The organism is Stenotrophomonas sp. SBJS02 (genome assembly GCF_020428325.2).
Taxonomy (GTDB): domain Bacteria; phylum Pseudomonadota; class Gammaproteobacteria; order Xanthomonadales; family Xanthomonadaceae; genus Stenotrophomonas; species Stenotrophomonas africana.
Map to the genome: position 1 here is coordinate 1,792,543 of NZ_CP109812.1, position 11,705 is coordinate 1,804,247.

Here is an 11,705-nt window from a genome sequence, read left to right on the forward strand (position 1 = left end):
CCGTGGCGGTCATTGGCGGCGGGGTGAGGCCTGTGCGACGCTGCGGGTCAGCCGGCTGCGTCGGATGGCCGGACCCCTTCCCAGCAGGATCGTCCATGTCCCCAGCCCAACCCGACATCGCCTCCCATGGCGGTGAGAACACTGCATTCATCGTCCTGATCAGCTGCGTGGCCACCCTGGGTGGATTCCTGTTCGGCTTCGACAGTGGGGTCATCAATGGCACGGTCGATGGCCTGCGCCAGGCCTTCAACTCCAGCGAGGCGGCGCTCGGTTTCGAAGTCGCCTCGATGCTGCTGGGCTGCGCGATCGGTGCCTTCCTGGCCGGTTGGCTGGGAGATCGCCTGGGCCGTCGTGGCGTGCTGATCGCCTCGGCGCTGATGTTCCTGGTCTCGGCGCTGGGTGCCGGTGCCGCTCACGCCTCCTGGCTGTTCATTGCCGCACGCGTGCTCGGCGGCTTCGCGGTGGGCGCGGCCAGCGTGATGTCGCCGGCCTACATTGCCGAAGTGGCCTCGGCGCGCTATCGCGGGCGCTTGGCCACGGTGCAGCAGATGGCGATCATCTGCGGCCTTTTCGCAGCTTTCCTCAGCAATTACCTGCTGGCCCGTGCCGCCGGAGCGTCGACCGAGCCGCTATGGCTGGGCCATGAGGCCTGGCGCTGGATGTTCTGGATGCAGGCACTGCCGTCGGGGCTGTTCCTGCTGTTGTTGCTGGTGATACCGGAAAGCCCGCGCTTCCTGGTCCTGAAGGGGCGTCAGCAGCAGGCGAGGGCGGTACTCTCGCGGCTGTACGGCGAGGCCTCAGCGGCGGCCAAGCAGGCCGAGATCGAAGCCAGTCTGGCCCAGGACCAGCACAAGCCGCGCTTCGGCGACCTGCGCAACAAGGCCACCGGCAGGCTGCGCCCGATCCTCTGGCTGGGCATCGGCCTGGCCATGTTCCAGCAGCTGGTCGGCATCAATGTGGTGTTCTATTACGGCGCGGTGCTGTGGCAGGCGGTGGGCTTCTCGGAAAGCGACGCACTGCTGATCAACGTGCTGTCCGGCGCGCTGAGCATCGGCGCCTGCCTGCTGACGGTGTTGTTGATCGACCGCATCGGGCGCAAGCCGTTGCTGTGGATCGGCTCGGTCGGCATGTCGGTGGCGCTGGTGCTGATGGTGGTCGCCTTCGCCAGTGGCAGCCTGGCCGACGGTCGACTGCAGTTGTCCGACGGTATGGGTCGACTGGCGCTGGTCACGGCCAATGTCTACGTGGTGTTCTTCAACATGTCCTGGGGCCCGGTGATGTGGGTGATGCTGGGCGAGATGTTCCCCAACCAGATCCGCGGCCCGGCGTTGGCCGTTGCCGGCGCGGCGCAGTGGACATCGAATTTCGCGATCACCGTGACCTTCCCGATGCTGCTGGCCGGCATCGGCCTGGCCGGTGCCTATGGCATCTATACGGTTGCCGCCATCCTCTCGATCTTCTTCGTGGTCCGCTACGTGCGCGAGACCAAAGGCAAGGAGCTGGAGCAGATGGAAGGCTGACGGCGACTGGCTTCGGTTGCGTTCCGTTGGCGCCTGCTTGTCCAGAGTGTGAGGGGGCAGGCCGCCCTCTCCAGGACACGCAAGAGCCCATCCATGGTGCTCGATGGCGCCATCCATGGCGCCAACGGTCCTGGAGAGGGCGGCCTGCCCCCTCCTGACAGTTTCATGGTGCGTGCGGATGCGGCGAAGCGCTGGTCGGTTGTTGCCGCAGCTGGCGGGAAACCGTCCAGAGTCGGTGGGGTCACCCAGGGCAGGACCGTTGGCGCCAAGGATGGCGCCATCGAGCCCCCATGGATGGGTTCACGGCGTGTCCTGCCCTGGGTGACCCCACCGGCTCGAGCCGATTGCAGGGAGGCGCCAAAGCGACCAACCCGACCGCAATCACTGCAATCCCGGAAAACAGAAAAGCCCGCACAAGGCGGGCTTTTTCGGTTCCTGCTGCGGCGACTGGCGCTCCCTAGGGGACTCGAACCCCTGTTTTAGCCTTGAGAGGGCCACGTCCTAACCACTAGACGAAGGGAGCGTAACTGTGTCGCTGCCGAGGCAGGAGCGCTAGTATATGCACCTCGATGCCATTGGGCAATCCCGAAACTTCAACCGGAAGCGCCAACATCATTTCCTCTGCTACATCACCGTTCAGCCTGCGCGTCATCCCGCGCGACCAGCACACGATCTCCCGCAAGGACATCAGCCCGAACGCCCTGCGCGTGCTTTATCGCCTGCGCGATGCAGGCTTCGGCGCCTATCTTGTCGGCGGCGCGGTGCGCGACCTGCTGGTCAATGGCCAACCCAAGGATTTCGACGTGGCTACCGACGCCACGCCCGAACAGGTCAAGCAGCTGTTCCGCAACTGCCGCCTGATCGGCCGCCGCTTCCGCCTCGCCCACGTTGTGTTCGGCCGCGAGATCATCGAAGTCGCCACCTTCCGCGCCAACAGCGATGACGGCAGCGGTGACCGCGAGATGGAAAACGGCATGCTCGTGCGCGACAACGTGTACGGCACCATCGAAGACGACGCCATCCGCCGCGATTTCACCTGCAACGCCCTGTACTACGCCATCGAGGACTTCTCGGTACGTGACTACACCGGCGGCTTCGAAGACGTGCAGGCGCGCCTGATGAAGCTCATCGGCGACCCGGTGCAGCGCTACCAGGAAGACCCGGTGCGCATGCTGCGCGCGGTGCGCCTGGCGGCCAAGCTCGGCTTCCAGATCGAAGAGGGCACCGCCGCGCCGATCCCCCATCTGGCCGGCCTGCTCAACGAAGCCGCGCCGGCACGCCTGTTCGAGGAAGTGCTGAAGCTGTTCCTGTCCGGGCACGGCGTGGCCAGCTTCGAAGGCCTGGAGCGCTACGGCCTGCTCGACGTGCTGTTCCCTGAAAGCGCCAAGGCGCTGAAGTCCAACCGCACCGGCGCGCTGCGCCGCATGCTGGTCGAGGGCCTGGCCAACACCGATGCGCGCGTGGCCAACGACGAGCCGGTCTCGCCCGCGTTCCTGTTCGCGCTGCTGCTGTGGCCGGCGTTCTGCCGCGCGCAGGCGACCCTGCTCAAGCAGGGCGTGGCACCGGAGGAAGCGCAGCGCCGTGCCGCCGACCGCGTCACCGTGCAGCAGCTGAGCACCATCGCGCTGCCGCGCCGCTTCTCGCTGCCGATGCAGGAAATCTGGCTGCTGCAGTCACGCTTTGGCTCGCGCCAGCGCAAACGCGTGTTCCGTACGCTCACCCACCCGCGCTTCCGGGCCGCGTTCGACTTCCTCAGCCTGCGCCAGGTGGCCTCGGCCGAGCATGCCGCCGATGTCGAGTTCTGGCGCGAGGCACAGGCGCAGTCCGGCCGCGAGCTGGAATCGTCGCTGGACGTGATGCACAGCGAAGAGGGTGATGACGAGAGCGGGGCACCGCGCAAGCGCCGCCGTCGCCGCCGTCGTCCGGGCGCCCCGGCCGGTGCGGCTGGCGAGTAAACGATGACCCTTGCCTGGATCGGCCTCGGCGCCAACCTTGGCGACGCGGCCGCCACCGTCGGCGCGGCGATTGCCGCGCTCGACGGGCTGCCCGGTACCCGCCTGCGCCAGGCCTCGAGGCTGTACGCCACGCCGGCCTGGGGCAATGAAGACCAGCCGCCGTTCGTCAACGCGGTGGCTGCGGTCGACACCACATTGCCGGCCGACACGCTGCTGCAGGCGATGCTGGCGCTGGAGCAGCGCTTTGGTCGCGTGCGCGATCCGGCGGTGCACTGGGGCCCGCGCGCGCTGGACCTGGACCTGCTGCTGTATGGCACGCAGGTGCTCGACCAGCCCGGTCTGCAGGTGCCGCATCCTTACCTGCACGAGCGTGCCTTCGTGTTGGTGCCGCTGGCCGAAATCGCGCCGGATCTGGCCATTCCCGGCCATGGTCGCGTGCGGGATGCAGTGGTGCGGGTGGATGCCTGCGGGATCGCACCGATAAGGTGATAATGCCCGGGTTATCTCCCCCGGTTATCAGCACATGAGCACCCACGCAGACAGCAAGCCCTGGACCGTTCCCGCCCTGGCCGAGGCCAAGCGCAATGGCCAGAAGCTGGTCATGTTGACCGCCTACGACGCTGGCTTCGCCCGCACTTTCGACGCAAATGGCGTTGACCTGATCCTGATTGGCGATTCGCTGGGCATGGTCGTGCAGGGCCATGATTCGACCCTGCCGGTGACCGTGGCCGACATGGTCTACCACACCCGCGCCGTGGCCCGTGTGCTGCAGCGCGCGCTGCTGGTGGCCGATCTGCCGTTCGGCGCCGATGCCACCCCGGAGCGCGCGCTGGATGCATCGCTTCAGCTGCTGCAGGCCGGTGCCGAGATGGTCAAGATCGAAGGTGCCGGCTTCAAGGTCGACATCATCCGTTACCTGGTCGAGCGTGAGATTCCGGTCTGCTCGCACCTGGGCCTGACTCCGCAGTCGGTGCTGCGCCTGGGTGGCTTCAAGATCCAGGGCCGTGGCGATGCCGCACGCCAGCTGGTGGAAGATGCCAGGGCCGTGGCTGCTGCGGGCGCCAGCCTGCTGGTGCTGGAGTGCATGCCGAGCCCGGTCGCCGCCGACGTCACTGCCGCTGTGGAAGTCCCGACCATCGGCATCGGTGCCGGCCCGCAGTGCGATGGCCAGGTGCTGGTGCTGCACGATTTCCTTGGCCTGGACAGTGGCCATCGCCGTCCCAAGTTCGTCAAGGACTTCCTTGCCGAAGGCGGTTCGGTGGCGGGTGCCACCCGCGCCTATGCCGACGCCGTGCGCGACGGCAGCTTCCCCGACGAACAGCACGCTTACGCCCAATGATCCAGACCTTCAACGAGCTCGGCGCATTGCGCGAGCAGATCGCCCAGTGGAAGCGCGAGGGCCTGCGCGTGGCGCTGGTGCCGACCATGGGCAACCTTCACGGTGGCCATCATTCGCTGGTGACCCTGGCCCGCCAGTACGCCGACAAGGTGGTGGCAAGCATCTTCGTCAACCCGACCCAGTTCGGGCCGAACGAGGATTTCAGTCGCTATCCGCGTACGCCCGAGGCCGACGTGGCCGGGCTGGAGCAGGCCGGCTGCGATGCGGTGTGGCTGCCCAGCGTCGAGGCGATGTATCCGCTGGGCGTGGACAAGACCACGCAGATGCACGCGCCCGGCGTCAGTGAAGTGCTGGAAGGCGCCAGCCGTCCGGGACACTTTGATGGCGTGTGCACGGTGGTCGCGCGCCTGTTCCTGCAGGTGCAGCCGGACGTGGCCGTGTTCGGCCGAAAGGACTACCAGCAGCTGGCTGTGATCAAGCAGATGGTGGCCGAGCTGTCGTTCCCGATCCAGATCGTCGGCGCGGACATCGTGCGCGACGAGGATGGTCTGGCCAAGAGCTCGCGCAACCAGTATCTGAGCGCCGAACAGCGCCCGGTTGCGACCAGTATCCACCGCACCCTGCTGGGCATGCGCGAAGGCTATGTAGCCGGGCTGGCACGTGACCGCATCGAGGCCGACGCCACGGCGGCATTGCAGGCAGCCGGTTTCCAGGTCGACTATGCGGTGCTGCGCACGCCCGATTTGACCGAGCCGACCTTCGATGGCGGCGGCCGCGTAGCGCTGATCGCCGCACGTCTGGGCACCACCCGCTTGATCGACAACCTGGAATTCTGAGCCGCATGCGGCTTGGGGGGCGCCCGCAACGGGCGCCTCTCCACTTCCCACGGATGGGAGACCTGAAATGAAAACCCCCAGCACTGATACCGGCCGTCTTGCCCAGGCCTCTATCCTGGCGGTGTTGGCGGCAGGCATGCTGCCGGCTCAACTGTTTGGCGGCCTGATGTTCGCATTTGAATTCAGGCGCACGCCGATGCCCGCGCTCACCGGCGGTGGACTGATGTTCGGGCTGGGCGTCTGCATCGCCATCGCGGTGTTCCTGCCGATGGCGCTGCTCCCGCGATCTCGGCAGCCCCTGCGCCGGATCAGCTTCGTGCTTGCAGGGTCTGCCCTGGGCGCGCTGGCCATGGCCATCCATGAATGGCCGGGCGCGATCCATGGGCCGCTGCTGCAGCGCCTGCGCTATGTGGATACATTCGATGTGATCAGCTATGGGCTGACAGTGTTGGCTGCAGGGGGCCTGGGCCTGGCCTCCGGGCTGGCCTTCCATACGGTGTTCAGGCTGTCACTGCAGGGCGGTGCCGTCCATGCCACGGCGCCGCCGCCGGGCAAGGGCACCTGAACGGCCTTCAGCGTCCTGCCGCCGCCCCCTGGCGATGGCCAAGCGGGTGCTAGAATCCGCTCTTTCCTTTGCCGTTGCAGCGCCCCCATGCACCTGTCCCTGCTCAAGACCAAGATCCACCGCGCCACCGTCACCCATTCCGAGCTGAACTACGAAGGCTCGATCGCCATTGATGACAACCTGCTGGCTGCCACCGGCATCCGCGAGTTCGAGCAGGTGCACATCTGGGACGTGACCAACGGTGCGCGCTTCTCGACCTACGCCATCCGCGCCGAAGCCGGCAGCGGCGTTGTCTCGCTCAACGGTGGCGCCGCGCGCCACGTGCAGGTCGGTGACATCATCATCATCGCAGCGTTCGCCAGCATGACCGAGCAGGAAGCTGACAGCTTCAAGCCGAAGCTGGTGTACGTTGATGGCAAGAACCAGATCACCCACACCAACGACACGATCCCGACCCAGGCCGCATGACAACGAACAACGGATTCGACTCGCTGCACTCCCACGCCCAGCGCCTGAAGGGCGCAAGCATTCCCAGCCTGCTCGCCGCCGAACCCGGGCGCGTGCAGGATCTGGCGCTGCGGGTCGGTCCGTTGTACGTCAACTTCGCGCGGCAGAAATACGATGCTGCGGCGCTGCAGGCGTTGCTGGCGCTGGCTGCCGAGCGTGATGTCGGTGGCGCCATCACCCGCCTGTTCCGTGGCGAGCAGGTCAACCTGACCGAAGGTCGCGCGGCGCTGCACACCGCGCTGCGTGGCGATGTGGTCGATGCGCCGGTGGCGGCCGAGGCCTATGCCACCGCGCGCGAGATCCGCCAGCGCATGGGCGTGCTGGTGCGCGCGCTGGAAGACAGTGGCGTGACCGATGTGGTCAGTGTCGGCATCGGTGGTTCCGACCTTGGCCCGCGCCTGGTTGCCGACGCGCTGCGTCCGGTCAGCGGTGCGCGCCTGCGCGTGCATTTCGTCTCGAACGTGGACGGCGCCGCCATGCAGCGTACGCTGGCCACGCTGGATCCGGCGAAGACTGCCGGCATCCTGATCTCCAAGACCTTCGGTACGCAGGAAACCCTGCTCAACGGCCAGATCCTGCACGATTGGCTGGGTGGCAGCGAACGCCTGTATGCAGTCAGTGCCAATCCGGAACGCGCCGCCAAGGCCTTTGCCATCGCCGCCGATCGCGTGCTGCCGATGTGGGACTGGGTGGGTGGCCGTTATTCACTGTGGTCGGCGGTCGGTTTCCCGATCGCGCTGGCAGTCGGCTTCGATCGCTTCGAGCAGTTGCTGGAAGGCGCGGCGCAGATGGATGCGCATGCGCTGGATGCACCGCTGGAGCGCAACCTGCCGGTGCTGCACGGCCTGACCGACATCTGGAACCGCAACCTGCTGGGCCATGCAACGCACGCGGTGATGACCTACGACCAGCGCCTGGCGCTGCTGCCGGCCTACCTGCAGCAGCTGGTGATGGAAAGCCTGGGCAAGCGCGTGCAGCGTGACGGGCAACCTGTCACCACCGACACCGTGCCGGTGTGGTGGGGCGGCGCGGGCACCGATGTGCAGCACAGCTTCTTCCAGGCACTGCACCAGGGCACCAGCATCGTTCCGGCAGATTTCATCGGCTGCGTGCACAACGACGATCCCTACACGATCAATCATCAGGCCCTGCTGGCCAATCTGCTGGCGCAGACTGAAGCACTGGCCAATGGCCAGAGCAGCGACGACCCGCACCGTGATTACCCGGGCGGCCGCCCGAGCACGCTGATCCTGCTCGACGCGCTGACCCCGCAGGCGCTGGGTGCACTGATCGCCATGTACGAACACGCTGTGTACGTGCAGTCGGTGATCTGGAACATCAATGCCTTCGACCAGTTCGGTGTCGAGCTTGGCAAGCAGCTGGCCAGTGGCCTGTTGCCGGCGCTGCAGGGTGAGGATGTTGCGATTGCCGACCCGATGACCCGCGAAATCCTGGCGCAGCTGAAGCGCTGACCCGGCCTGCGGATGTGCCGGCGCCGGCCGGCCATCCCATGTCTCTCCGCTTGCCTTCGATCCGGTCGCGCATGAATGGTGCGCGGCCACGCATTCCGTGTCGTTTGCGTGCTGCACATGCAGCGCATCCGCGTGCCTGCCGCAGCGCAGCTTGACTGCGCATCGCCTGCCATTGCAGTGTGCACGGGCGGCTGTACCTGTCATCCAGTATCGCTCGCAGCATGATGTTGATGCCAGGGACTGGCCGTATCCGAAGGGACGTGGAATCGATCCATGTCCTCAACGCCTCATGTTGTGAATGACAGGAGATTGCGAATGGATCTGAATGACGATGTTGTGTCCGGCTGGCTCAATGGCTCGGACGATGTGGATGGGTGCGCCAACCCTGCGGGTTCGCTGTTCATCTATGGCGCTGCGGCTACCGAGTCCGCACTCACGTCGGCCTCCGACACCCTGATCACCGGTGGTGGCACCGAGTGCACCACCACGATGTCCGTGGTCAATCACTGCCTGTGTTGCTGATGTAGCCCGAGCCGGCACGCAGCGCCTTGCGGCTGCGTGCCGGCAACTGGAACAGACTTCCCGATACCTTGCAGGGGGCGTAATGACCGCTTCTCCGGCTGCGGCCGCGTTTGCGCGCATCACCGAACATTTCCTTGCCCATGCGCGCGCCGCGTTGGCGGCCGGCCTGCATGACCCTGCCATTGCGCTGCAGCCCGGTGAGCGCGAACTGCTGCACGCGCAGGGCGACGCGGCGCTGCGTGAGCATGCCCAGCTCAAGCTCAACCGTGTGCTGTTGCTGGAACTACACGCAGCTGCGCGCGGCGGTGACATCGGCCCGCTTGACAGCGCCGGTGCGTTGGACGAATTCGTAGCCCTCGCCACCAGCGAGGGTTTCCGTGAACATCTGCAGCGACGCTACCCGGTGCTGTTGCCGCGGCTGTCGCGCATGCTTGAAGGACAATGCGCGGCCGTGGTGGAGCTGGCCGCGCGCATCGGCAGTGATCGTGCGCTGCTGACGGACCTGCTCGACACTCCGGCAGGAGCGCTGCGTGCGATTGCGTTGGGGCGGGGTGACCTGCACGGCGGCGGCCGGACCGTGGCACGGCTGCAGTTCGACGGCGGCGTGCTGATGTACAAACCGCGCTCGCTGCGCATCGATGCGGCGCTCGATGGCCTGCTCGCTGCGGTCTTCGGTGAGGGCCCGGGCCGGGTGCGTGTGCCGCGTGTGGTTGATCGTGGCAGCCATGGCTGGGCCGCGTTTGCCGCGCACCGTCATTGCGCCGATGACGAAGAACTGCGTGCCTACTACCGCGGTCTTGGCCATTGGCTGGCGATCCTGCGCCTGGTCGGTGGTACCGACATCCATCTGGAGAACCTGATCGCTGTCGGGCCGGTGCCGGTGGTGATCGATGCAGAAAGTGTGTTCTCGCAGGTGATCGACGTCGAGCCGTCGGGCCTGGGCGACGCCTACGATACGGCCATCAAACTGATGCGCAATTCCGTGCTGCGCACCGGCATCGTGCCGTTCCGCGCCACCGGCCTCGGCATGGAGGGCGTGGACCTGTCGGCTGCCGGCGCATTGCCGGGCGAGCAGCCGCGGGTACAGGTGCCGGTGATTGTCGAGGATGGGACGGGGCCGGCCCGGCTTGGCATGGTCGAGGCCGAAGTCGCCATCGCACAGAACCACCCCAGTCCACAGCCGGATGTTTCGTTGTACTGGGACCACATCAGCGAAGGCTTCATCGACGCCAGCGGGCGCCTGCGCGCACTCGATGCCAAGGGCGAACTGATGCCACTCCTGGCGGCTTTCGAAGGCTGCCAGGTGCGGGATGTACGGCGGCCGACAATGGCCTACGCCGAGCTCGGGCGGATGCTCTGGCATCCAGCCTCGCTGCACAAGGAAGCCCAGGCGGTTGAGCGCGCGATCGATCTGCTGGTGCGCAATGCAGCGGTGTCACCGGCTGCGCCATCGGATCTGGAAACCGTACGTGGAGAAGTGGACGACCTGCGCCACGGTGACATTCCGATCTTCACTTCGCGGCTGGACGCGACCCGTATCCGCTCCATCGCCGACAACTGGCGTGCGATGCGCATCGACCTGGAAGACGTGACCATCCGCAGCACGCTGGTGGCCACCGACCTGAACCAGCATGCGCTGGCCCGCGCCGAGGCTCGCTCCGGCTACAGCTATGCCGCGCAGCAGCCGCGCGCGGACGATCTGGACCTGCGCCGACGAACGCTTGCGGCACGCGCGGTGGAGAATCTTCTGCGTCTGGCCGTGCATGGTGAAGATGGTTCGATGACGTGGATCACGCCCGAGGTGACCCGCACAGGATGGACCGTCCAGCCGGTGCAGCCCGACCTGTATTTCGGGCTGGGGGGCATTGCGTTCGCACTGGCGGCCTACCGCCGGGAAGTGGAGCAGGGACGTGCCGACCCGGTGGCCGGGCTGGATCCGGCCATCGAAGGCGCCATTGCGGTGTTCCAGACCATGTGCGAGCGCCATCCCGCCGGGATCGATGGTGGATTCGTCGGCACAGGCTCGCAGATCTGGACCCTGCTGGCGTTGCACGATCTTCTGCAGCGCCCCGCGCTGCTTGCGCTGGCCGAGCGCTGTGCGGAGGGCGTGGAACGTCGTGGTTTCCAGGGGCCGATGAAATTTGAACTGATTGATGGCGTGTCCGGCATGATCCTGCCGTTGTTGGCGCTGGCCGAGGCCACCGGCAGAACGCGCTGGCTGGAGTTGGCGGCTGCGGCCGGGCGCCGCATGCAGGAAGCGGCGATCGTCGATGTCGACGGTGCACGCTGGCCGACGCCACAGTTCCGCGAGCCGATCGGTGGCTTTGGCCACGGCGCGATGGGCATGGGCTGGGCGCTGGCGCGGCTGGCGCGGTCGGACGCCGGCAGCGTGCCTGAGCGCGCCGCCTGGCGGCAGTTGGCCGAAGGAGCGTTTGCGTTCCAGGCGGCGTTGTTCGAACCGCATACCGGGCACTGGCGCGACATCCACCTGCAGGATGGGCAGAAGAACTTCCCGACCTGGTGCCATGGCAGTGTTGGCATCGGTCTGGCGGCGGCGGATCTGTATGCCCGCACTGGCGATCCCACGCAGTTGCGTGACATGCGGCGGGCTGTGGCCGACGCGCGCGGCAAATGGGGGTTCAGCCACACCCTGTGTCATGGCGACCTGTCCACGCGGGAGCTGCTGGTGCTGGCGGCTGCGCTGGATCCGGAGGGATGCCCCTATCCGCAGGACGAGGCCGCCATCGAGATCGTTTCTTCGATCGAGGAGCACCAGGGCATGGTCGGCGGACTGACCCGCGCGGCCTTTACTCCGGGCTTGATGATCGGCCTGGCAGGTGCGATCTATGGCTTCCTGCGCATGCATCCAGCCTGCGTGCTGCCGTCGCCGCTGCTGCAGGAGACGGCAGCGGCGCGGGTCGATGCCCTGGCATCGCGTTCCAGTGCCGCGCAGGACCGAGCGGCGCTGGCCGAGGTCTGAGCCGGACCG

The 11,705-nt window shown here is 66.8% G+C and carries 10 protein-coding genes and 1 tRNA gene; 10 read left to right on the plus strand and 1 reads right to left on the minus strand.

All coding sequences use genetic code 11. The features are described 5' to 3' along the window. Window positions 1-95: 95 nt before the first annotated feature. Window positions 96-1,520: a sugar porter family MFS transporter gene (locus tag FQS62_RS08550; protein ID WP_208043862.1), complete on the plus strand. Its 1,425-nt coding sequence runs from the start codon at window positions 96-98 to the stop codon at window positions 1,518-1,520. Window positions 1,521-1,968: 448 nt separating this feature from the next. Here FQS62_RS08550 and FQS62_RS08555 read toward each other — a convergent pair. Further along, window positions 1,969-2,043, minus strand: a tRNA-Glu gene (locus FQS62_RS08555). Between the two features lie 52 nt (window positions 2,044-2,095). Here FQS62_RS08555 and pcnB point away from each other — a divergent pair. From pcnB to FQS62_RS08600, 9 genes are all read left to right on the plus strand, one after another. After that, on the plus strand, window positions 2,096-3,475 hold the full coding sequence (gene pcnB, locus FQS62_RS08560) for a polynucleotide adenylyltransferase PcnB (protein WP_057500709.1): 1,380 nt from the start codon (window positions 2,096-2,098) through the stop codon (window positions 3,473-3,475). A gap of 3 nt (window positions 3,476-3,478) precedes the next feature. Beyond that, window positions 3,479-3,964: a 2-amino-4-hydroxy-6-hydroxymethyldihydropteridine diphosphokinase gene (gene folK, locus FQS62_RS08565; protein WP_088479151.1), complete on the plus strand. Its 486-nt coding sequence runs from the start codon at window positions 3,479-3,481 to the stop codon at window positions 3,962-3,964. Window positions 3,965-3,998: 34 nt separating this feature from the next. After that, on the plus strand, window positions 3,999-4,814 hold the full coding sequence (gene panB / locus FQS62_RS08570) for a 3-methyl-2-oxobutanoate hydroxymethyltransferase (RefSeq protein WP_049445298.1): 816 nt from the start codon (window positions 3,999-4,001) through the stop codon (window positions 4,812-4,814). Further along, window positions 4,811-5,650, plus strand: coding sequence for a pantoate--beta-alanine ligase (panC, locus tag FQS62_RS08575; RefSeq protein WP_164158934.1), 840 nt, complete (start codon window positions 4,811-4,813; stop codon window positions 5,648-5,650). Before panB ends, panC begins: the two co-directional genes overlap by 4 nt. Before the next feature lie 67 nt (window positions 5,651-5,717). Continuing rightward, window positions 5,718-6,215 (plus strand): hypothetical protein, encoded by a 498-nt coding sequence (locus tag FQS62_RS08580; RefSeq protein ID WP_049445294.1) that lies wholly within the window; start codon window positions 5,718-5,720, stop codon window positions 6,213-6,215. A gap of 87 nt (window positions 6,216-6,302) precedes the next feature. After that, window positions 6,303-6,683, plus strand: coding sequence for an aspartate 1-decarboxylase (gene panD, locus FQS62_RS08585; RefSeq protein ID WP_005409061.1), 381 nt, complete (start codon window positions 6,303-6,305; stop codon window positions 6,681-6,683). Next, on the plus strand, window positions 6,680-8,194 hold the full coding sequence (pgi, locus tag FQS62_RS08590) for a glucose-6-phosphate isomerase (RefSeq protein ID WP_049445291.1): 1,515 nt from the start codon (window positions 6,680-6,682) through the stop codon (window positions 8,192-8,194). Before panD ends, pgi begins: the two co-directional genes overlap by 4 nt. A gap of 315 nt (window positions 8,195-8,509) precedes the next feature. Next, window positions 8,510-8,716 (plus strand): DUF6229 family protein, encoded by a 207-nt coding sequence (locus tag FQS62_RS08595; protein WP_049423517.1) that lies wholly within the window; start codon window positions 8,510-8,512, stop codon window positions 8,714-8,716. Between the two features lie 82 nt (window positions 8,717-8,798). After that, window positions 8,799-11,696, plus strand: a complete 2,898-nt coding sequence (locus tag FQS62_RS08600; protein ID WP_226053531.1) for a type 2 lanthipeptide synthetase LanM family protein — start codon at window positions 8,799-8,801, stop codon at window positions 11,694-11,696. Window positions 11,697-11,705: the final 9 nt, after the last annotated feature.